We start from the raw sequence: 21,177 nt of genomic DNA on the forward strand, positions 1-21,177 counted from the left end.
GGCGCGACGCGGTGCACAACTCGGGGGCGATGCCCGTCGGTGCCGCTGCCGTACCCGAAGAGAAACAAGCCGTGGGCTGTGGAGCTGTTTCCCAGGTCCCTCTCAGACCTGATCTCAGCTTGATCACGGCTGGTTAACGCACGGCAAACAGTCAGTTAATGATCCGGATAAGCGATCTTGTAAGCGCCGATCGGCTATACCTATCAACGCCACTACCAGGCATTTTGCTAACAAACGTGATTTGGACCACAAATTAGTATTTTGCAGTAACGAGACCAACTTGGTCTCGATCCGATTACCGGAACTCTGTATCCACGCTTGTGCCCCTGACAACTCGGAGCGGGCATGGGCAATTACCTCGCGACTACCTCGCAACCACTCCTACCGGCTTGCAAGATCGCGCTCCGCGAAAAGTTCCGCCCGTCCGTTGAGTCGATTCCGTTCGCACCGCTCGGCATCCTCGAGTCGTGGACGCAGATTATCCGGGCGTCCGCTCGGCTCAACAGACCGATTCGGATCGAGATTCACTCCCATGCTCGAACGAGATCCTCTGGCCCCCAATGCAATGCCAGCGGCAAGTTCTTCGCGACGCCGGAACGCGAGACGGCTACGAGTGCGGTGCCGTGATCGGTTCCGGGCACTGCGGACAGTGAACGGGCGAGACTGTCGTAATCATGGCGGTCGAACGGGCGATCTTCGAGCCACTTGATCGAGCCGACGAAATGCACCGCCCTGGCGACCGGTTCTCGATCGGCCCCGATCAGGTCGATTTCGGGATTGTTCTGCCGGTTCCACCAGCCACCGACCGCCTCGGTGTCCGGCCACCTCGCATCGGGCAGCAGACGCATGAGGGATTCGCGGACCAGCGGTTCGATAGCGCGTCCGCGCCAGGTGGTCCAGGAACGTTCGATCCGGTTCAGTGCGACATCGCCACGGCCGCGTTCGATGAGTGGAATGCCGCGTTCCAGGAAGGCGAGCCAGAACCGGAGATAGGGGTCGGCGATTCGGTAGCGTTTGTTCTTGGTATCCGGCTTCGTGGACAGCGGAAGATCGCCAGCCACGATTCGCTTGTCCTGCAACATGTTCAGCAGCGGATTGAGGGTGCCCGCGGGCAGTGCGTTCGTTCCACCGGCTTGGGCGGCGATGGTACTGAAGGTTCGTTCTCCGCTGCCGATGGCTTCCAGGACCGCGCGCGAGCGCATTCCCTCCGGAAACTCCCCTAGCAGCGACAACTCGCCTGCCACGAGCAAAGGAGCCAGCGGGTTCGCGGCCGCGTCACGCAGGAAGTCGGTACGGCTCATTCCTGGGCGCCACGAACTCACGATCTCGGGGAACCCGCCGGTGATCAGCAGCGCGTCGACGCTGTCGGCGGCGTCGAGGCCGGTCATGGCCTGCACATCGGCCAAATGCAGCGGTTCGATGGTCATTTTCGTCGCGCGTCCGAAGAACGGCCGGTCGCGTGATCCGAGGGCCTCCATGACGGAGATGTCGCTGCCGACCAGGAGCAGTAGCACCTGCTTGGCCGACAGGTGGCGATCCCACACCGTCTGCAACGCGCCTTCGAACTCCGGATCCTGTTCGACCAGCCACGGCACCTCATCGATGACCGCGATGCAGGGCGCGTCATCGGGTAAGGCGATCGCCAGGGACCGGAGAGCTTGATTCCAGTCGCCGGCCTGCAACCCGCTGATCAACTCCGCGCGCCCGAACCCGGACTGAGCGACCGTAGCGGTGAACTCCTCCCGCTCGGCAACGGGATTGCGCCCGCGCGTTGCCTGAAAGACCAGGTAGCCGTGGTCGGAACGATCGCAGAATTCCTGGACGAGCCGCGATTTACCGACCCGTCGGCGACCGGTCACGATGACGGCACGGCCCCGGGTGGTGCCGGTGCCCTCGATCACCGAGTTCAATTGACGAGTGAGCAGGTCGAGGTCTGCGGACCTTCCGGTGAACTCCACACTCGCCTCCTGAACTAAGGTGACAACTTACTAAGAATCAATCTTAGTTTACTCACCGAGAGTGTGGTCTGCTTCGGACACGCGTCGGCCCTCGCGCGCGAAGGCTGTGCGCGAGGGCCGACAGTAAGGATCAGTTGCCGAAGCGGGCCAGCACCGAGCTGGCCTCCTGGGAGGCGGTGCCTTCTTCGGCGAGGTGCGCCATTTCCGGGGCGATCTCGCGGCCATGGTGGGCCATCGCCTGGGCGTAGAGCCGCCCGGCCCGGTAGGAGGAGCGGACCAGGGGGCCCGCCATGACGCCCGCGAAGCCGATTTCCTCGGCCGCCTCGGAGTGCTCGACGAATTCCTCCGGCTTCACCCAGCGGTCCACAGGGTGGTGGCGGGGGGAGGGGCGCAGGTACTGGGTGATGGTGAGGATGTCGCAGCCTGCCTCGTGCAGGTCGCGCATGGCCTGGGTGACTTCCTCGGGGGTTTCGCCCATGCCGAGGATGAGATTCGACTTGGTGACCAGACCGGCTTCGCGGGCGGCGGTCAGGACCGCGAGGGAGCGCTCGTAACGGAAGGCCGGGCGGATGCGCTTGAAGATGCGCGGAACCGTTTCGAGGTTGTGCGCCAGCACTTCCGGGCGCGCGGAGAAGACCTCGGCGAGCTGGTCGGGGTTCGCGTTGAAGTCGGGGATCAGCAGTTCCACGCCCGTGTGCGGATTCAGACGCTTGATGGCGCGGACGGTTTCGGCGTAGAGCCAGGCGCCGCCGTCTTCCAGGTCGTCGCGGGCGACGCCGGTGATGGTCGAGTAGCGCAAGCCCATGGCCTGGACGCTTTCGGCGACGCGGCGGGGCTCGTCGCGATCCAGGGCGGCGGGCTTGCCGGTGTCGATCTGGCAGAAATCGCAACGGCGCGTGCACTGTTCGCCGCCGATCAGGAAGGTGGCCTCGCGGTCTTCCCAGCATTCGAAGATGTTGGGGCAGCCCGCTTCCTCGCAAACAGTGTGCAGGCCTTCGCGCTTCACCAAACCCTTGAGTTCGGAGTACTCGGGCCCCATGGTGGCGCGGGTGCGAATCCACTTGGGTTTGCGCTCGATGGGGGTTTCCGCGTTGCGGGCTTCGATGCGCAAGAGCTTGCGGCCGTTGGGTGCGGACGCGTTGTGTGGTGTCGGGGTATCGACTGAGGTCACTTGATCGACCTTACGCCGTCGCGTTCGTGGTACGCGGGGTGGTGTCACCAGGAGTGACGCGGGAGATATCGTGCTCGCCGACCGGCAGGTCGCCGTCGAGCGCGCGGATGATGGCGTCGGCCACCAGCGGCTTGATCTCGGCGACGGTCACTTCTCGACCGAGTTCGCGGGTCAACGTGGTGACGCCCGCGTCGCGGATGCCGCAGGGGACGATGGCCTGGAACCCGTCCATGGCGGCGTTGCAGTTGAACGAGACGCCGTGCAGGGCCACGCCACGCTGCACGCGCACCCCGATCGCGGCGATCTTGCGTTCGGCGTACAACTCGGTGGCGGGCAGCCAGACGCCCGAGCGGCCCTCGACGCGGCCACAGACCAGACCGAGGCCGGTGCACACGGTGATCAACGCCTCCTCGAGGCGGCGCACGTAGTCGACGACGTCGACCGGCTCGGCGAGCCGCACGATGGGGTAGCCGACCAGTTGGCCCGGACCGTGCCAGGTGATCTTGCCACCGCGGTCGACCTGCACCACCGGACTGCCGTCGATGGGCAGGTCGTCGGCCTCGGTGCGGCGGCCCGCGGTGTACACCGACGGATGTTCGAGCAGCAGCAGATGATCGGATCCGTTGCCGTCGGCGCGCTGCTCGGCGATGCCGCGTTGCAGGTCCCAGGCGGCGTGATAGTCGATGAGTCCGAGATCCTCGACCACGATCGGGGTCGTATCGAATCGGGCGGACCGGCTGGTGCGCGGGTTGATCACAGCGACGACGGTACGCCCACGGGGACGGCCGGTTCCAGCACCTGGATGTGGGAACCCCCACAGTCGTGGCGGGGTTGCCAGGTGGAGAGCTGGAGGGTTGCCCTTACGCTGACCGGAGAAGGTTCCCGGTCCTTGTTCGGCCTGATCTCAGACAGGCGATCTCGCATCCTGGAGGCTGTCGCCAGGTCCATGCGATGGGGTCTCGCGGGCAGGTGCCGAGACCGCAGTATCTGAAGGACACGCTCGCAGCGACGCCGAGGCTCGACTACGGCCCGGCCGCCCTGCGTAGACGAGCGCATTGCCGCGCGAACAACTGGTACTCCGCGCGAGATTCGGCAGGTGAGGTGCGAAGATGCGGGTCAGTCGACCTCGACCGGCAAGGTCAGCTGCATGAGGGTCAGATCCATCCAGCGGCCGAATTTGTGGCCCACCTCGGGCAGCACGCCGACGGTGCGGAAGCCGAAGCGTTCGTGCAGCACGATCGAACCGGTGTTGGAGGATTCGATGGCGGCGATCATGGCGTGCACGGCGCCCGCGCGGCGCGCACGGTCGATCAACTCGGTGAGCAGGGCGGTGGCGATGCCGCGACGCTGGAAGCGTTCGTCGACGTACACGGAGTTCTCGACCGTGTAGCGGTATCCCGATTTGGCTCGCCAAGGCCCGTAGCTCGCGTAACCGGCCAGCTCCCCGCCGATCTCGGCGACCAGCACGGGCAGGCTCGCGCCGGTGCGGGCCTGGAACCAGCCGAGCCGTTCGTCCAAGCCGACGCGCTCGGTGTCCCAGATCGCGGTGGACGTGGCGATATTCGCGTTGTGGATGTCGAGGATCGCCGGAAGATCGTCGGTGGTGGCGTCGCGGATGACGGTGGCGGGCCTGGTGTCGAGTCGGTCGGTCATCGAACATCTCCGGGTCGTCCCACCGCGGCCGCGAGCGCGGCGCCGATGGTGGGATGGTGGAACTGGTAGCCCGCTTCCTCGAGCGCGGTGGGAATGGCCCTCGGGCCGTGCAGGATCGCCTCCCGCGCCATCTCGCCGACCAGCGCGTGCAGCGCGAATGCCGGGACGACGAGCGGAGTCGGGCGATGCAGCGCCCGGCCCAGCGCGCGGCTGAACTCGGCGTTGGTGACCGGTGCGGGACCGACCACGTTGATCGGACCGGACATCGTGTCATGGGTGAGCGCGAAGACGATCGCGCCGATCTCGTCGGCCATCGAGATCCACGGCGTGTACTGGCGACCGTTGCCCAGCCGCCCGCCCAAGCCGACCGCGTACAGCGGATGCAGCATGCCGAGCAGGCCACCGGCCCGGGACAGCACCACGGCGCTGCGCAACAGCACGGTGCGCACCCCGGCCGCCGTGGCGGGTTCGGTCGCCTTCTCCCAGTCACGGCACAGCGCGGCCAGGAATCCGGAACCGGCGGGCGATGACTCGTCCACCACCCGATCGCCGGTCGCGCCGCCGTAGTAGTGCACGCCGCTGGCGTTGAGCAGCACGGGGACACCCGCGTCGGCCACCGCCCCGGCCAGCACGTCGGTGGGCGTGATCCGGCTGTCCCGCAGCTCTTGTTTGAAACTGCCGTTCCAGCGGCGCCGTCCCACGCCCGCGCCGCACAGGTTGACCACGGCGTCGGCGCCGCGAAGCGCCCGCTCGTCCAGGTGGGCGCGGGCCGGGTTCCAGGCGAATTCGTCCGGACCCGCGGTTTTCCTGCGCACCAGCCTGGCGACCTCGTGCCCGTCGCGGCGCAGAGCCGCGACGAGCGCCGTCCCGATCAACCCGGACGAGCCGGCGATCACGACCTTCATACGTGCCGCGGGACCTTCCTCACAGGCCGAGATCGGCCTCGAACGCCGCTTCCTCGAGCCGGTGACGGATCGTGGTCAGGAAGCGCCCGGCGTCGGCGCCGTCGATCAGGCGGTGGTCGTAGGTAAGCGGCAGGTAGCACATCGAGCGGACGCCGATGGACTCGTTGCCGGTCTCGTCGGTCACGACGACCGGACGCTTGACGATCGCGCCCGTGCCCAGCATGGCCGCCTGCGGCGGAACCAGGATCGGGGTGTCGAACAGCGCGCCCTGGCTGCCGATGTTGGTGATGGTGAAGGTGCCGCCGGCCAGCTCGTCGGGCTTGAGTCCGCCGTTGCGGGCCCGGTTGGCGATGTCGGCGATGGCCCGCGCCAGCCCGGCCAGCGACAGGTCGCTGGCGTTGTGGATCACCGGGGACAGCAGGCCCTGCTCGGTGTCGACGGCGATGCCGAGGTGCACCGAGGCGTGGTAGGTGATCTCCTTGCTGGACTCGTCGTAGCTGGCGTTGACGTTCGGGTGCACGCCCAGCGCCTCGACCACGGCCTTGGCGAAGAAGGGCAGGAACGTCAGGTTGACGCCTTCGCGCTCCTTGAACGCCGCCTTGGCCTGATTGCGCAGCGCCGCGATCTTGGTGACGTCGGCCTCGTGCACCTGGGTCAGCTGCGCGGTGGTCTGCAGCGACTCGCGGGTCTTGGTCGCGGTGATCTGGCGGATGCGGTTGGCCTTCTGCACCGTGCCGACCAGGTGGGCCAGCTGGGAACGGGCGGCGGCGGGCGCCTGTGCCGCGGGCGCGGCCGCGGCGGGAGCAGCCGCCTTCTTGGCCTCGGCGGCGGCGAGCACATCCTGCTTGCGAATGCGGCCCCCGACACCGGAACCGGTGATCGCGGCGAGGTCGACGTTGTGCTCGTCGGCCAGCTTGCGGACCAGCGGAGTGACGTATGGGGTTGCGCCGTTGGAGGATTCGGCGGCCGCCGCGGCAGCGGGCGCGGGAGCCGGTTCGGGCTTGGGAGCCGGAGCCGGAGCCTGGGCGGGCGCGGGAGCCGGGGCGGCGGCGACCGGGGCCGGTTCGGGCTTCGGGGCCGGTTCGGGCTTCGGAGCAGGTGCCGGAGCAGGTGCCGGGGCGGGCGCGGGAGCCGGGGCGGCGGCCGCCGGTGCTCCGCTGCCGATGACGCCGAGCTGCCCACCGACGGCCACGATGTCGTCTTCCTGGGCGGAGATCTCCAGCAGGGTGCCCGCGACGGGCGAGGGGATCTCGGTGTCGACCTTGTCGGTGGAGACCTCGAGCAACGGCTCGTCGACGGCGACCTCGTCACCGACCGCCTTCAGCCAGCGGGTGACGGTGCCCTCGGTGACCGACTCGCCGAGTTCCGGCATCTTCACCGGCGTGCCGTCACCCGACGACGCGGGAGCGGCCTGGGCGGCGGGCGCGGGCTGCTCGGCGGGAGCGGGCTGGGGCTCGGCGGCAGGCGCTTCCTCCGAAGGGACCGGGGTCTCCTGCGCGGGCGCCGCGGCTTCGGGAGCGGGCGCGGGAGCGGAAGAAGCCGCCTCACCGGGCTCGCTGATCACGCCGAGCTCGCCGCCGACCTCGACCACGTCGTCTTCGTTCGCGACGATCTTCGACAGCACACCCGCCGCGGGGGACGGGATTTCGGTGTCGACCTTGTCGGTGGAGACTTCGAGCAGCGGCTCGTCGACCTCGACCGTGTCTCCTTCCTGCTTCAGCCACCTGGTCACCGTTCCCTCGGTGACGCTCTCACCAAGAGCGGGCATCTGGACGGAGAAGGCCATGTCCGTTGACTCCTCTGACTGCTCGACGGGGTTCTACAACAGTTGATCTCACTGCGGACGCCCGGCGCGGGTCGCGACGGGAGTCCGGAAGCCACCGATCATTGTGCGTGGCACCGGAGATCCGTGTGGTTCTTGTACCGCGGTCCATCCTTGCACTCGCGCGCAAGCCATGTAGCACAGGGCGGCGTACTGCGCGGAGCTGGCAGTATGGGAAGACCGGCGGTGAACATTCTCCGGTGCAGGAAAGGAGGTCGGCGTCGTTGGGTTTGCTGGATCGTTTCCGCGGCGGCGCCGCCTGGGGTGGCGGCACTTCACGTGGGGGTTCGGTGTCCGGGCCGGACGCTCGTTATCTGGCCGATTGGGTGCGCACGCACGTGGGCGTCGAGGGCTGCATCGAACCGAAGACCACGGTGACAGATGTCACAGTCGTCCTTATTGCCGCGGATGGTGAATGGACACGCCGGATCGTCGGCGAGCGCGGGGCGCAACGGCTTGCCAAGGATTTGCACATCCCCGTCTACGACGTCCGCAAGACCGGGTATCCGCAACGCATGCGCGACTACGACGCGCGTAAGCGAGTGGAGCGGCAGCGCGAAATGGAGCGAGATCTGTACGACCTCTGAGCCGTCGGATTGTCCGTTGCGCCCGATTCCCGCCGGACCCGTGGGGGTGCCGCGGAGCCGTCTCGCTTGCCGTCAGTGACGCGAGCCGGCCGCGCCGGAATGTCGGTCCGGAGTCCGGCCAGGAGCATGGAACACGTGATGCGGTCGGGCGGGGTGGCCTGTGCGCGTCGTCCGGGAGTCGTCCCGGACGACGCGCGTCGCGCTCACTCCCCGGCGATGTCCTGGAGCACGGCGATCAGCGTGCGAACGGGGACGCCGGTGCCGCCCTTGCCGATGTAGCCGAACGGACCGCCGGTGTTATAGGCCGGGCCCGCCACGTCGAGGTGGGCCCACTGCACGTTCTCCGGGACGAACTCCTTGAGGAACAGCCCGGCCGAGAGCATGCCGCCCCAGCGGTGCGGCGCGACATTGGCCAGGTCGGCGATCTTGGAGTTCAGGTCGCCGCGCAGTTCGGCGGGAAGCGGCATGGCCCAGCCGTTCTCCCCGACCTCGCGGGAGATGCGGGCGACCCGGTCGCGGAAGTCGTCGGTGCCCATCACGCCGGGCGTGCGGGTGCCGAGCGCGACCATCTGCGCCCCGGTCAGGGTGGCCACGTCGATCAGGTACTCCGGGTCGTCCTCGCTCGCGCGCACGATCGCGTCGGCGAGGATCAACCGGCCCTCGGCGTCGGTGTTGAGCACCTCGACGGTGATGCCGCCGTACTGGGTGAGCACGTCGCCGGGGCGCTGCGCGGTGGCCGACGGCATGTTCTCCGCCATCGGCACGGTCGCGGTGACGGTGATGGGCAGGCTCAGCCGCGCGGCCAGCAGCGTCGTGGCGATCACGGCGGCGGCGCCCGCCATGTCGGAGGTCATGTTCTCCATGTTCTGCGCGGGCTTGATGGAGATGCCGCCGGTGTCGAAGGTGATGCCCTTGCCGACCAGGGCGACCTTCTTCGGGCCGCCCGCGTAGGTGATCCGGATCAGGCGCGGCGGGCGCGAGGAACCCTTGCCCACGCCGAGCACGCCGCCGTAACCGCCCGCTTCCAGCGCTTTCTCATCGAGCACCTCCACGGTGAGGCCCGCGGCCTCGGCGAGTTCCTGAGCACGCGACGCGAACTCGGCCGGGAACAGGTGGCTGGGCGGGGTGTTCACGAAATCCCGTGCGGTGGCGACGGCCTCGGCGGTGACCTGCGCACGGAACAAGGCTTCTTCGCCGAATCCCGGCTCGGGCACGAGCAACTCGACGCGGGCCACCGGCCGCTCGTCCGGCTTGGGCGCCGACTTGTCCGAGCGGAACGGCGTGAACGAGTAGGCGCCCAGGTAGAAGCCCTCGGCGGCGGCGCCGATATCCAGCCCGGACAGCGTGGTCACCACCAGTTCGGTGCCGGACAGCGAGCGGGCGGCCACACCCGCCGAACGGCGGATCTGCTCGGCGTCGAGCTTCTCGGCGGAGCCGAGGCCGACGGCCAGGACGCTGCTCACGCCGTCCAGCCCGACCGGCGCCGGGATGCGGGTCAGCTCCTCGGCTTTGCCCTTGGCGCCCACCACGCCGAGCTGATCGAGCAGTTCCGTGCGCACGTCGGCGGTGAGCAGGTCGCCGAACAGGTCCTCGGGCACGATGGCGGGACCGTCCTCCGAGGAGGTCAACCCGATGACGAGCACATCGGTGTCCGCGCCGATGGTCTCGGTGCGTGCCAGTTCCGGTCCGAGCGAGCGATCTGCAACAGCGGTCATTGGCACAGGCTATTCGCTTCGTTCCGGATGGCGCACCGCGACGCCGTCGAGCAGGAGTTCCACCGAGGTCGCGAGCAGGTCGTCGAAGTCCATCTCGAAGGTGGAGTCGAGGCCGGTGAAGTAACGGTGCAGGACGGGACGCAGCGCCGGGTCGAGCAGTTCGGCGAGTTCGCGTGGCGCGGCTGTCTCGGCGGCGTCGCGCGGATCGCCGAGGCGGTCGGCGCGCTCGGAACTCCACAACAGCGCGAGCCCTTGGACCAGGCCCGACAGTGCGAGGTAGATCGCGAATCCGGTCTGCCGGGTCAGGCCGGGATGGTCGAGGGCGGCGAAGTTGCGCTCCAGGACGTCCAGCAGCGCCGGGCCCAGCGGCGGACGGACGCGCGCCAGCAGCGGCAGCATCCACGGATGCCTGCGGTAGAGGCGCCACTCCTCGCGCGCTTCGTGCCGTAGCCGGGGACGCCAGCCGCCGCACTCCGTCCCGGGCGGCGGGATCTCGTCGAGCGCCAGCTCCGCCATGCTCGCCAGGAGCGCTTCGCGGTCGGGGAAGTGGCGGTAGAGGGTGGCGGTCGCGACGCCGAGCGCGCCGGCCAGGCGGCGCATGGTGAGACCGTCGAGCCCGTCGCGGTCGGCCAGCTCCACCGCCGCGCGTGCGATGCCGACGGTGGTGAGCCGCGCCGGACGGGTGGGGCGGCGCACCGGAATCGCCGCGCGGCGGGCGCGATAGGCGCGGGCCTGGCAGGAGCGCGAGCAGTACTTGCGCCGTCGGCCCCGGCTGGGCTGGGCGAGGTCGCCGTGGCAGATAGCGCAGGTCATCCGGATTCCGTTTCGACACACGAACAGGTGTGACGAAATGGTAGTGATACGGCTTCGACCTGCCTAGATTCATGCGTGAATACGGTGTTCGCAGGGAAAGGGGAGGCGGATGGAGATCACCGCTCGCCAGGCGGGTGTCCAGGACCGTGACGCGCTGATCGAGGCGTTCGGCATCGCCAGCGCGGACGAGGTGGTGACCGCGTGGGTGCTCGAAGGACAGCCCGACACGGGTTTCCGTACCGCGTTCGTGCCCGGTCTGGTCGATCGAGCGTTGCGCGACGACGAGATCTGGGTCGCGGGCGCGGGCGAGGAGATCTGGTCGATGTCGATCTGGCAGCACGTCACCTCGGTCGAACGATTCGCCGACGAAGCCGCCGAGGCGCGGACCATGCTCGAGCAGGCTCCCGATCTGCGCGTGGCGCAGCGGCTGGTGATCGTCACCGACCTGCTCGCCCGCGAACACCCCCGGGAGTTCCCGCATCGGTACCTGCAGGTGATCGTCACGGTGCCGGAGCATCGCGGAAAGGGGGCCGGTGCGGCGATTCTCGCCGATCGGTTGAAGGCGGCATCCCAAGCGGACGTCCCGGCGTTCCTGGAAGCCAGCACCGAACGATCCGCCCGGCTCTACAGCCGCTGCGGATTCGCGCCGACCGGAACGACGCACACTTTGCCGCAGAACGGCCCGACGCTCATCCCGATGTGGTTCCGGCCTCAGTGCGTGCGAGCGTCGGACGCCCTGGTCCCGGATAAGCTCGGCTGGTGACCGAGACGAACCTGCTGCAAGGACCCATCCACGCCGTGCACGTCGAGCTGGGGGCGACCTTCGCGCCGTTCGGCGGCTGGGAGATGCCGGTGTCCTATGCGGGCACGGTGACCGAGCACCAGGCGGTTCGCACGACGGTGGGGCTGTTCGACGTCAGCCATCTCGGCAAGGCGACGGTGCGCGGCCAGGGCGCCGCGGCGTTCGTGAACTCGGCCCTGACCAACGATCTCGGCCGGATCCGGGCGGGCAAGGCGCAGTACACACTGTGCTGCGCCCCGGACGGCGGAGTGATCGACGACCTGATCGCCTACTACGTCGGCGACGAGGAGATCTTCCTGGTGCCGAACGCCGCCAACACCGCGGCGGTCGTCGCGGAACTGAGCAAGGTCGCGCCCGAGGGCGTCACGGTGACCGACGAGCATCGCGACTACGCCGTGTTCGCCGTGCAGGGCCCGCGCTCCGGCGAGGTGCTGAGCGCGCTCGGGCTGCCCACCGACCTCGAGTACATGGCCTACGCCGACGCCGAGTGGGACGGCCGTCCCGTCCGGGTCTGCCGCACCGGATACACCGGCGAGCACGGCTACGAATTGCTGCCGCGCTGGGCCGACGCCGAATCGCTGTTCCGCGCCTTGGTCGAGCGGGTGCGCGCCGCCGCGGGCCAGGTGGCCGGGCTCGGGGCCCGCGACACCCTGCGTACGGAGATGGGCTATCCGCTGCACGGGCACGAACTCTCCCTGGACATCTCCCCGGTGCAGGCGCGCTGCGGGTGGGCGGTCGGCTGGCAGAAGCCGGAGTTCTGGGGGAAGGCCGCTCTGGAACAGGAGAAGTCGGCCGGTCCGCGTCGAATCCTGCTGGGGCTGAAAGCACTCGACCGGGGTGTGCTCCGGCAAGGGCAGACCGTGCTGCGTGATGGCGAGCCCGTCGGCGAAACCACTTCCGGCACCTTCTCGCCCACCCTCAAGGTCGGCATCGCGCTGGCATTGCTCGACACCGCGGCGGACATCCAACCCGGCGCCGAGGTCGAGGTCGACGTGCGCGGCCGCCGCGTGCGCTGCGAAATCGTGCGCCCGCCGTTCGTGCGGACCAGCACCAAGTGACCCATCCTTCTCCCGGACGCATGGGCGATCGGCTGCGGGCGGCGCTGCGCTGAGGGGTGTGGACCAAGGCGAAATGGCCGGAATCGGGCCGGATAGGATCGTCGCCATGACCGCTGCCGCACAGTTCACCCGTATTCCGCACCCCGCGCCGCTTCCGGCGCAGCGGCGACAGGAGGTACTGGCGGAGCCGGGGTTCGGGCGGTACTTCACCGATCACATGGTCTCGATCGATTACGTCGGTGGCACGTGGACGAACGCGCGGGTGGAGCCGTACGGGCCGCTGGCGCTGGACCCCGCCACCATGGTGTTCCACTACGGCCAGGCCATCTTCGAGGGACTCAAGGCCTACCGGCACGGTGACGGCAGCGTCTCCTGCTTCCGCATCGACGCCAACGCCGCGCGTTTCCGCCGGTCGTCTCGCCGGATGGCGATGGCCGAGCTGCCCGACGAGCTGTTCATCGAGTCGGTGCGCCAACTGCTCGAGGTGGACCGCGAGTGGGTGCCCGCGGCGGGCGGCGAGGAATCGCTGTACCTGCGGCCGTTCATGTTCGCGACCGAGGCCGGACTCGGCGTGAAGCCCGCCGCGGCGTACAAGTACCTGCTGCTCGGTTCCCCGGCGGGGGCGTACTTCCCGCGTGGCGTCAAGCCGGTGCGGGTCTGGCTGTCCACCGAATACGTGCGCGCCGCGCCGGGCGGCACCGGCGAGGCGAAGGTCGCCGGCAACTACGCGGCTTCGCTGCTGGCCCAGGCCGAGGCGTCGGCCAAGGGCTGCGACCAGGTGGTGTGGCTGGACGCGTGTGAGCGCCGCTACGTCGAGGAGATGGGTACCAACAACCTGTTCTTCGTCTTCGGTTCCGGCTCCGACGCGCGCCTGGTCACCCCGGAACTGTCCGGCTCGCTGTTGCCCGGCATCACCCGCGACTCGCTGCTCACCCTCGCCGCCGATTCCGGCTTCCCGGTCGAGGAGCGCAAGATCTCGGTCGAGGAATGGCGCAAGGGCGCCGAATCCGGTGAGATCACAGAGGTTTTCGCGTGCGGCACCGCCGCGGTGATCACGCCGGTCGGCTGGGTTCGCTCCGGTGAGGGCGAATTCACCATCGGCGGTGGCGAGCCCGGCGCGGTCACCATGGCCCTGCGCGACACCCTCACCGGCATCCAGCGCGGCACCTTCGCCGACAAGCACGGGTGGATGCGGCGGATGTGACTCAGCCCGGCATCAGCATGTGCCACTGCTCCAGCGTCTGCGGACGCATGACGTAGTTTTTGTCCCGGACAGTGGACAGAGCGGCGCTGGGTTCCTGCGAGTACCAGTGGCCCGGATAGACGACCGGGTCGCCGGCGAGTCCGGCCAGGTAGCGCAGGCTGCGGAACATTTCGTCCGAATCGCCGCCGGGGAAATCGGTGCGGCCACAGCCGTCGACGAACAGGGTGTCGCCCGCGATGAGGCGGTTGTCGAACAGGAAGCACTGACTGCCCGGCGTGTGGCCGGGCGTGTGTAGTAACTCGATGTCGAAAGCTCCGACGGTGACCTTGTCGCCGTGCTCGTGGCCGGTGAACTCGCTCTCGGCGATCCCGGTGACGTTGGCCACCCACGGCAGTTCTTTGGCGTTGACATGCACTGGGACGCTTGTCTTTTCGAGCAGCTCGCGCACACCGCGCAGGGTGAAGCCGAGCATCGTGCCGCCCACGTGATCGGGGTGGTGGTGGGTGGCGAGCACCCCGCTCAGCCGCAGGCCGTCGCCCTCGGCGATGTCCACCAGATCACCCGCGGCGTAGGCCGGATCGATCACCACGCAGTCGCCCGTTTCCCGATCGCCGATCAGATACGCGAAGTTGCGCATCTGCGTCGCGATCGGATCGCCCACGGCGTAGTCGCGTCCCGACAACAGCTGGCGAAAGTACAGGCGCTCAGAAGACATACCGCCCACCTTATTGCCCGACCCAGACGATCCGCGCGCCACCGCCGGAAAAATTCCAGTGACCCAGACTCTCGCCCCCAAGGCCCGCCGGAGACGGTCAGCCGGGCTGGATCGTGAGGGACAGCACGGCCGCGGTGAGGGCCACCGTGGTCTCGATCGCGGCGCCGAGGACGTCACCGGAGAGCCCGCCGAAACGGCGCGCGCAGTGCCGGACCAGAACCGTCGACGCGGCCAGTCCGAGCGTCACGGCCAGCGGGCCGAGCCACGGGCGGCCCGGCACGGCGAACACGGCGAGACCCGCCGTGGTCACCGGCCACATGACCGCGGCGGCGGCCGATTGCGTGCCTGCCACCAGAACACCGAACCCGGTGCCCGGCGCGGCCGGGACACCCCGGCAAGCGAGGATCACCGCGACACGGCCGGTCACCACGGCGAGAGCGGCGGCGAACCACCGGCCCGAATCGGCCAAGGACGCGAACGAGAACGCCTGTATGCCGATGACGAACGCCAGCCCGGCGACGCCGAATGGTCCGGCCCCGCCGCTTTTCATGATCTGCCTTGCCCGCTCCGGCGGCCCATAGCTGCCGAGCCCGTCCAAGGTGTCGGCCAGGCCGTCGAGATGCATACCCCTGGTGATCAACGCCAGCGCGCCGACCACCAGCAGCCCGGCCAGCGCGGCGCTCGCCCCGGCCTCGGTCAGCGCCCAGAGCAGGCCCGCCGCCCCGGCCCCGAGCAGGGCGCCGACCAGCGGCGCCAGCAGGATCGCCCGCCCCGCCGCCGCGCGGTCCACGGCATCCGGCCCGCGCACCGGGAGCACCGTGAGCCAGGAGATCGCCAGCCGAACCCCGTTCACGCCGGTCCTCCGCGGACGGGCGGCGCTTCCCTGGGGGCCGGGTGCCGCGGGCGGACTGCCGGCGCCTGCGGATCACCGCTCGAAGCCCTGAACTGTCCCGCAGGAACCAGGTCACGGCAGCCGCGCCGAGTCGGAGGCAGGCGGCGGCCTCGCGGCAGGGCGGACTTCACTTGCGCAGGTTCGGCGGGGCGCTCGCCGGTTCGGCGTCGGACGTGCTGACGCCCGCTTCGGCGAAGGTGGACATCTCCGCGAGCGCGGCCACCGCCGAGCGGAGGATCGGAAGGGCGGTCAGGGCGCCGGAGCCTTCGCCGAGGCGCATGGTCAGGTCGAGCAGCGGATCCAGGCGCAGGTGCCGCAGCGCGAGTTCGTGTGCCGGTTCGGTGGAGCGGTGACCGGCCAGCCACCAGGCGCTCGCGCCCGCGGCGAGATCCTCGGCGACCATCGCCGCGGCCGTGACGACGACGCCGTCCAGGACGACGGGCGTACGACGGGTGGCGGCCTGGGCGAGGAACGCCGCCATCGCGGCGAAGTCGGCGCCCGCGGCCACGCGGAGAAGTTCGACCGGGTCCTTCACCACCGGGCGGGCACGGCGCATCGCGTCGCGGATCGCGGCGACCTTGCGGATCCATCCGGCGTCGTCGACGCCGGTGCCGCGGCCGACCGCCGCGACCGGCTCGGTATCGGTCAGGCTCGCGACGAGCACGGTGGCCGGAGTGGTGTTGCCGATGCCCATGTCACCCGCGATCAGCAGGTCGGCGCCCGCGTCGATCTCCTCGTCGGCGATGGCACGGCCTGCTTCGATCGCCGCTCGGACCTCCTCGGCGGTGAGCGCGTCCTCGCGATCGATCGCCCCGCTGGAGCGGCGCACCTTGTGCTCGGACACCCGCGGATCGGTGTCGGCGTCGACGGAGATGTCCGCCACCCGAACCGTCGCGCCCGCCACCGCCGCCAGCGCGTTCACCGCGGCGCCGCCACCCAGGAAGTTCGCGACCATCTGCGCGGTGACCTCACTCGGATACGCCGACACCCCGTGCCGCGCGACGCCGTGATCCCCGGCGAAGACCACGACCCTGGCGCGCTCGAACTGCTTCGGCGGGCACGTGCCCTGGCAGGCCGCCACCCAATTGCCGAGTTGCTCCAATCGGCCCAGTGCGCCAGCGGGTTTGGTCAGCTGCGCCTGCCGTTGCTCGGCCGCCGCACGAAACTGTGTGTCCGGAGGCGCTACCGGTCCGAATCCGTGCGTCACTATCGAGCCTTTCGGTCATGGCGGTTCCGCCGACTACGCCGCCCAATCTTGCCATTGCCCCTTCGCGCCGTGGGTTCGTGACCTGATCTCCGGCGGTGGGCGGTGCGACCGATCAGCGCGGTTCACCGCCGGTCGTCGCTCGTAGTCGCGCGGGCTACTTGAGACGGAGGGGAAGGCCCGCTACGACCAAGAAGGCCTCGTCGCAGACCTGGGCCAAGCGCTGGTTGAGGGTGCCGATCTCGTCGCGGAAGAGGCGGCCCGAACGCGTGGCCGGGATGACGCCCATGCCTACCTCCGGGCTGACGATCACGAGATCACCGGTGTAGGCGGCGACGGCCGCGACCAGTGCGTCGGTGTCGGGGGAGACCGTGCCGCGCGGAGCCTCCCAAGCCTCGCGCGCGTCGATGCGGGCCGTCAGCCAGGTGCCGATGTCGTCGATCAGGGTCACGTCGGGCGGCGTGGGCATGAACGCGGTGAGAATCGCTGTCGGGTCCGCGCTTTCGATGGTCGACCAGCCCGCCGGGCGTCGGCCGCGATGTTTGGCGATGCGCTCGGCGAAATCATGGTCGGCGGGATCGGGCACGGCGGTCGCGAGATAGCGCACCGGGCCGCCGGCCCGGAGCGCGAGATCCTCCGCGAACGCCGACTTCCCGGACCGCGCGCCACCCAGGACGAGGATGCTGCGCGCCGCCGCGGGCGAGGGACTTTCCGACACGAGTGCACGGTATCAATCGAACGGCGGATTGCCGCGTGACTGCCGATGCCCGCCCGGCGTGTGCCGTGCTCCGGCGAACTTCGGAATGCGGCCTGCGGCGAGACGTGCCGGGCGGGCGCGGGGTCCCCTCGCCGTTCCGCGATCAGCCGGGTGTGTCCGAGCTGCGTCCGAAGCGGCGGCGGTACTCGGTGGGGGCGATGCCGACGAGGCGCTGGAAGTGGTGGCGCAGGAGGGCGCCGGAGCCGAAGCCGGAGCGGTCGGCGATGTGCTCCAGTCCGAGGTCGGTTTCCTCGAGCAGTTGCTTGGCCAGCAGCACGCGCTGGTTGGTGAGCCATTTCACGGGGGTGGTTCCGGTCTCGGCGGCGAATCGGCGCGCGAAGGTGCGGGTGGACATGTTGGCGCGGGCGGCCAGGTCTTCCACCGTGTGCGGCAGGTCGAGGTGTTCGTTCATCCACTCCAAGGTGGGGATCAGGCTGTCGGAGGTGCAGGCCGCGACGGGGCGTTCGATGAACTGGCGCTGCCCGCCGTCGCGCTGCGGGGGGACCACCATCCGCCGCGCGATCGCGTTGGCCACGCCGCTGCCGAGTTCGCGCCGCACCAGGTGCAGGCAGGCATCGATGCCCGCGGCGGTGCCTGCGCTGGTGATCAGGTCACCCTCGTCGACGAACAGCACGTCCGGATCGACAGTTGCCTCGGGGTACTCGGCCGCGAGTTTCTCCACGTAGCGCCAGTGCGTGGTGCATTTGCGGCCGTCGAGCAACCCGGCCGCCCCGGCCAGGAACGCTCCGGAACACACGGTGAGCACGGTCGCCCCGGCGGCAGCAGCGTCGCGGATGGCCGTGACGACCCGCGGATCGAATCCATGGTCGGCCGCGGCGGCGGGAATGGCCACCAGATCGGCCGCCGCCAGTTCCTCCAGCCCGTACTCCGGTGTGACTGTGATGCCAGGGCTGGTCGAGTGCAGCGGGACACCCGGCTCGGCCCCGCACACCCGGAAATCGAAGGCGGGCAGTCCGTCGGCCGTGCGGTCGAGGCCGAAAACCTCGCAGATGACCCCGAATTCGAACATGGCCATGCGTTCGGACAGCACCACGGCGACCTTCGACAGCATGCGCCCAGTCTAGTGGCCGTATTTTTGCGAACTATTTCAGTACCGCCACTTTCGGCGGTAAATCACTGACCGCAAAATTACTGCCATGGTTACTTTTCTCATCACCCTGGCGGTCATCGTGGCTTTCGCCACACTCATCACCCGCGGCACCGACCGCGCGGGATCCGCGCAAGTGATCGACCGCGACGTACAGCGGCTGCACTCCGAGCTGACGGCGATGCTCGGCCGCAACACCCACCACCGCTGACCAACCAGCGCCGCAGGCGCTGGCAAAACTACACAGCTTCGCCGGGGGTTACTCGCGGCTTCGGGGCGCGCATCTTGCGGATCTGCGAGGCGCGGACGAAGGCGTACCAGCCGAGGCGGTAGCCGCCGTCGGTGGTCTCCGGGAAACGCTCCCTGACCCGGTTGTTCACCACGCGGCCGAGCAGGACGCCCTCGATGCCCATGAACAGCATCATCACCAGCATGGCCAGGGTGACGACGGTCTGCAGCGCGGGCGCGAGGAACATCGAGAAGATCAGCACCAGCGCCATCGGCATGAACAGGCCGACCAGGTTGCGCCGGGCGTCGACGATGTCGCGGACGAAGGCCCGGACCGGGCCCTGGTCGCGGGGCGGCAGGTATTTGTCCTCGCCCGCGAGCATGCGCTCCCGTCGATCCGCGGCGGCCTCGCGCCGCTTCGCGGACGCCGCCTTGCGCTCCGCTCTGGTGCCCCGCGCGGCCTTGCGCCGGGCGCGGGCCTCCTTCGCGGTGAGCGGAGCGGGTGCTATCGGGCCGCGGCGCTTGCCTTGCGCGTCACGGCGTTTCGGGGTGGGACGGCCCTTGCCCGCGGTGGCCGTGGCCGCCGCGCGGGTGCTGCTTGCGGCCGAGTCGCCGTTCGTGACCACCGTCGATGCGGCGGTCGCGTCGGTGGTGCTGGACTCGCCGCGACGGAACAATTTCACACCGACCAGGCTATTCGATGGGTGGCGCGGCGAGAAATGCGGTCCGATTCGCCCGGAGTGTGCGGGCTCACGGAGGTTGCGTGTCACCGCGGACCGGCTGGTGGCAAGATGGAGGAATAGCAGCCCGCCGAGTGGTGTTTACCGACACGACCCGTGCGCTGTTCCACGGGTTCGACCACAGGTTCCTCGAGGAGAGTTCATGACTGTGCAGAACGAGACCGCCACCCACGGTGTGACTCTGACCGACGCCGCCGCCACGAAGGCGAAGGCCCTGCTCGACCAGGAGGGCCGCGACGACCTGGCGCTGCGGATCGCGGTGCAGCCGGGTGGTTGCGCCGGCCTGCGTTACCAGCTGTTCTTCGACGACCGCTCGCTCGACGGCGACCTGACCGTCGACTTCGGTGGCGTCACGCTGGCCGTCGACCGGATGAGCGCGCCGTACGTGCAGGGCGCCTCGATCGACTTCGTCGACACCATCGAGAAGCAGGGCTTCACCATCGACAACCCGAACGCCACCGGCTCCTGCGCCTGCGGCGACTCCTTCAACTGAGGGAATAGCGTCCCGGCGCGGTCGCGGAGATCGGCCGCGTTCGATCGGAACAACTGATCTCGTAAGGACATGGGTAACTCGTCGGGAACGCCCAGGACCCGAGCGGCACTTGCGCAAGACCTGAACGCAAATCCGGTGCCGCTCAACTAGTACGGCCTGAAGACCCGGAGAGGCGGCATCAGCTACGGTGAGATCGGGACTCGCGTCCCGGTCTGCACCGCCTGCCGCCTACCGTTGAAGGGGCTCAGCCACGTGTCCATCGCCGTTTCCGCGTCCATTGCGACCGACCACCTCATGCGTTTTCCCGGACGGTTCGCCGACGTACTGCTGGCCGATCAGCTCGACCACGTGTCGCTGAGCTTCCTCGTCGACGATCTGCAGATCCGTCGCGGAGGCGTCGGTGGCAACATCGCCTATGCCATGGGCCTGCTCAATCGGACGCCCCTGCTGATCGGAGCCGTCGGCGCCGACTTCGGCGAGTACCGCGCCTGGTTGGAGAAGCACGGGGTCGACTGCTCCACCGTGCTGGTGTCCGACCGCGCGCACACCGCGCGTTTCGTCTGCACCACCGACGACGACATGGCCCAGCTCGCGTCGTTCTACCCCGGCGCGATGAGCGAGGCCCGCGACATCTCCATCGCCGAACTCGCCGAGACGCGGGACCTCGACCTCGTCCTGATCGGCGCCAACGACCCGGAGGCGATGCTGCGGCACACCGCCGAGTGCCGCGAATTGGGGATCCCGTTCGCCGCCGATCCCTCGCAGCAGCTGGCCCGCTTGGACGGCGACCAGTCCGTGCAGCTGATCGACGGCGCCGCATACCTTTTCACGAACAAGTACGAGTGGGGCCTGCTGCTGCAGAAGACCGGCCTGACCGAGGAAGAGGTCGCCCAGAAGGTCGGCGTCCGCGTCACCACCCTGGGCGCGGACGGCGTGCGGATCGTCGATCGCGACGGCACCGACGTGACCGTCGGCGTCGTGCCCGAGATCGAGAAGGTCGAGCCGACCGGCGTCGGTGACGCCTTCCGCGCCGGCTTCCTCACCGCGCACACCGCCGGGCTGAGCCTGGAGCGTTCCGCGCAGCTGGGCTCGCTGATCGCCGTGCTCGTGCTGGAGACCATGGGCACCCAGGAGTGGACGCTGACCAAGGAGTCCGCGCTCGAGCGCCTCAGCCAGGCCTACGGTCCCGAAGCCGCGGCGGACATCAAGACGCTGCTGTAGACCGTGCGGACGAAAGGCGGGCCCCCCGCCCGGGGGGGGCCCTTGCCCCCGGTGGGGGGGAGTGCGGCTCCCGGGCGTCCGGCGCCGGGCTAGACCGCCTGGTGCGGGGCGCGAACCAGCTTCCGGGCGCC

At 69.3% G+C, this 21,177-nt stretch carries 21 protein-coding genes; 7 read left to right on the top strand and 14 right to left on the bottom strand.

Features of this window, described 5'->3' with window-relative positions; translation table 11 throughout:
• Window positions 1-524: 524 nt before the first annotated feature.
• The 6 genes from ACIHAX_RS33520 to sucB all read right to left on the bottom strand — a co-directional run bounded on the left by ACIHAX_RS33520 (window position 525) and on the right by sucB (window position 7,473).
• Window positions 525-1,958, bottom strand: a complete 1,434-nt coding sequence (locus ACIHAX_RS33520; protein WP_364427869.1) for a DUF234 domain-containing protein — start codon at window positions 1,956-1,958, stop codon at window positions 525-527.
• A gap of 130 nt (window positions 1,959-2,088) precedes the next feature.
• Window positions 2,089-3,129, bottom strand: coding sequence for a lipoyl synthase (gene lipA, locus ACIHAX_RS33525; RefSeq protein WP_355072885.1), 1,041 nt, complete (start codon window positions 3,127-3,129; stop codon window positions 2,089-2,091).
• 10 nt (window positions 3,130-3,139) lie between these two features.
• Complete coding sequence (gene lipB, locus ACIHAX_RS33530; RefSeq protein ID WP_397281601.1) at window positions 3,140-3,886, bottom strand: lipoyl(octanoyl) transferase LipB; 747 nt, start codon at window positions 3,884-3,886, stop codon at window positions 3,140-3,142.
• Window positions 3,887-4,245: 359 nt separating this feature from the next.
• Entirely contained in the window at window positions 4,246-4,782 is a 537-nt protein-coding gene (locus tag ACIHAX_RS33535; RefSeq protein WP_355072888.1) for an N-acetyltransferase family protein, read from the bottom strand.
• Window positions 4,779-5,687 (bottom strand): TIGR01777 family oxidoreductase, encoded by a 909-nt coding sequence (locus ACIHAX_RS33540; RefSeq protein WP_397281603.1) that lies wholly within the window; start codon window positions 5,685-5,687, stop codon window positions 4,779-4,781. The genes ACIHAX_RS33535 and ACIHAX_RS33540 overlap by 4 nt, the downstream gene beginning before the upstream one ends.
• A 19-nt stretch (window positions 5,688-5,706) precedes the next feature.
• Complete coding sequence (gene sucB / locus ACIHAX_RS33545) at window positions 5,707-7,473, bottom strand: 2-oxoglutarate dehydrogenase, E2 component, dihydrolipoamide succinyltransferase (protein WP_397281605.1); 1,767 nt, start codon at window positions 7,471-7,473, stop codon at window positions 5,707-5,709.
• Between the two features lie 260 nt (window positions 7,474-7,733).
• Between sucB and ACIHAX_RS33550 the strand changes: the two genes are divergently transcribed.
• Window positions 7,734-8,096: an oxidoreductase gene (locus tag ACIHAX_RS33550; protein ID WP_397281607.1), complete on the top strand. Its 363-nt coding sequence runs from the start codon at window positions 7,734-7,736 to the stop codon at window positions 8,094-8,096.
• A 203-nt stretch (window positions 8,097-8,299) separates the two neighbouring features.
• Here the strand turns inward: ACIHAX_RS33550 and ACIHAX_RS33555 are convergent, their stop codons facing one another.
• Entirely contained in the window at window positions 8,300-9,811 is a 1,512-nt protein-coding gene (locus ACIHAX_RS33555; RefSeq protein WP_397281609.1) for a leucyl aminopeptidase, read from the bottom strand.
• A gap of 9 nt (window positions 9,812-9,820) precedes the next feature.
• The gene (locus ACIHAX_RS33560; RefSeq protein ID WP_364427885.1) at window positions 9,821-10,624 is read right to left on the bottom strand and encodes a TetR/AcrR family transcriptional regulator; all 804 of its coding nucleotides are present in this window, start codon (window positions 10,622-10,624) and stop codon (window positions 9,821-9,823) included.
• A 109-nt stretch (window positions 10,625-10,733) separates the two neighbouring features.
• Here ACIHAX_RS33560 and ACIHAX_RS33565 point away from each other — a divergent pair, with 109 nt between their 5' ends.
• The 3 genes from ACIHAX_RS33565 (at window position 10,734) to ACIHAX_RS33575 (ending at window position 13,688) form a co-directional block, all read left to right on the top strand.
• Window positions 10,734-11,387: a GNAT family N-acetyltransferase gene (locus ACIHAX_RS33565; protein WP_364427888.1), complete on the top strand. Its 654-nt coding sequence runs from the start codon at window positions 10,734-10,736 to the stop codon at window positions 11,385-11,387.
• On the top strand, window positions 11,384-12,484 hold the full coding sequence (gcvT, locus tag ACIHAX_RS33570) for a glycine cleavage system aminomethyltransferase GcvT (RefSeq protein WP_397281612.1): 1,101 nt from the start codon (window positions 11,384-11,386) through the stop codon (window positions 12,482-12,484). The genes ACIHAX_RS33565 and gcvT overlap by 4 nt, the downstream gene beginning before the upstream one ends.
• 106 nt (window positions 12,485-12,590) lie before the next feature.
• Window positions 12,591-13,688 carry a branched-chain amino acid aminotransferase gene (locus ACIHAX_RS33575; protein WP_355072901.1) on the top strand — a complete coding sequence of 366 codons (1,098 nt, stop codon included), beginning with the start codon at window positions 12,591-12,593 and terminating at the stop codon, window positions 13,686-13,688.
• 1 nt (window position 13,689) lies between these two features.
• Here the strand turns inward: ACIHAX_RS33575 and ACIHAX_RS33580 are convergent, their stop codons facing one another.
• From ACIHAX_RS33580 to ACIHAX_RS33600, 5 genes are all read right to left on the bottom strand, one after another.
• Complete coding sequence (locus ACIHAX_RS33580; protein ID WP_355072903.1) at window positions 13,690-14,403, bottom strand: MBL fold metallo-hydrolase; 714 nt, start codon at window positions 14,401-14,403, stop codon at window positions 13,690-13,692.
• Window positions 14,404-14,500: 97 nt separating this feature from the next.
• Window positions 14,501-15,256 carry an adenosylcobinamide-GDP ribazoletransferase gene (locus ACIHAX_RS33585; protein ID WP_397281614.1) on the bottom strand — a complete coding sequence of 252 codons (756 nt, stop codon included), beginning with the start codon at window positions 15,254-15,256 and terminating at the stop codon, window positions 14,501-14,503.
• A gap of 166 nt (window positions 15,257-15,422) precedes the next feature.
• Window positions 15,423-16,502: a nicotinate-nucleotide--dimethylbenzimidazole phosphoribosyltransferase gene (gene cobT / locus ACIHAX_RS33590; RefSeq protein ID WP_355072906.1), complete on the bottom strand. Its 1,080-nt coding sequence runs from the start codon at window positions 16,500-16,502 to the stop codon at window positions 15,423-15,425.
• 154 nt (window positions 16,503-16,656) lie between these two features.
• Entirely contained in the window at window positions 16,657-17,217 is a 561-nt protein-coding gene (gene cobU / locus ACIHAX_RS33595) for a bifunctional adenosylcobinamide kinase/adenosylcobinamide-phosphate guanylyltransferase (RefSeq protein WP_364427899.1), read from the bottom strand.
• Between the two features lie 142 nt (window positions 17,218-17,359).
• Window positions 17,360-18,328: a helix-turn-helix domain-containing protein gene (locus tag ACIHAX_RS33600; protein ID WP_397281617.1), complete on the bottom strand. Its 969-nt coding sequence runs from the start codon at window positions 18,326-18,328 to the stop codon at window positions 17,360-17,362.
• A gap of 85 nt (window positions 18,329-18,413) precedes the next feature.
• Here ACIHAX_RS33600 and ACIHAX_RS33605 point away from each other — a divergent pair, with 85 nt between their 5' ends.
• Complete coding sequence (locus ACIHAX_RS33605) at window positions 18,414-18,575, top strand: hypothetical protein (protein ID WP_355072912.1); 162 nt, start codon at window positions 18,414-18,416, stop codon at window positions 18,573-18,575.
• A gap of 28 nt (window positions 18,576-18,603) precedes the next feature.
• Here ACIHAX_RS33605 and ACIHAX_RS33610 read toward each other — a convergent pair whose 3' ends face one another.
• On the bottom strand, window positions 18,604-19,218 hold the full coding sequence (locus tag ACIHAX_RS33610) for a DUF3043 domain-containing protein (protein ID WP_355072997.1): 615 nt from the start codon (window positions 19,216-19,218) through the stop codon (window positions 18,604-18,606).
• 256 nt (window positions 19,219-19,474) lie between these two features.
• Here ACIHAX_RS33610 and ACIHAX_RS33615 point away from each other — a divergent pair, with 256 nt between their 5' ends.
• Both ACIHAX_RS33615 and ACIHAX_RS33620 read left to right on the top strand, forming a co-directional pair.
• Window positions 19,475-19,825 (top strand): iron-sulfur cluster assembly accessory protein, encoded by a 351-nt coding sequence (locus tag ACIHAX_RS33615; protein ID WP_355072914.1) that lies wholly within the window; start codon window positions 19,475-19,477, stop codon window positions 19,823-19,825.
• Window positions 19,826-20,077: 252 nt separating this feature from the next.
• On the top strand, window positions 20,078-21,046 hold the full coding sequence (locus ACIHAX_RS33620; protein ID WP_355072915.1) for a carbohydrate kinase family protein: 969 nt from the start codon (window positions 20,078-20,080) through the stop codon (window positions 21,044-21,046).
• The last annotated feature ends 131 nt before the right edge of the window (window positions 21,047-21,177 follow it).

Origin of the sequence: Nocardia sp. NPDC051929 (assembly GCF_044548645.1) — a bacterium.
Lineage (GTDB): Bacteria > Actinomycetota > Actinomycetes > Mycobacteriales > Mycobacteriaceae > Nocardia > Nocardia sichangensis.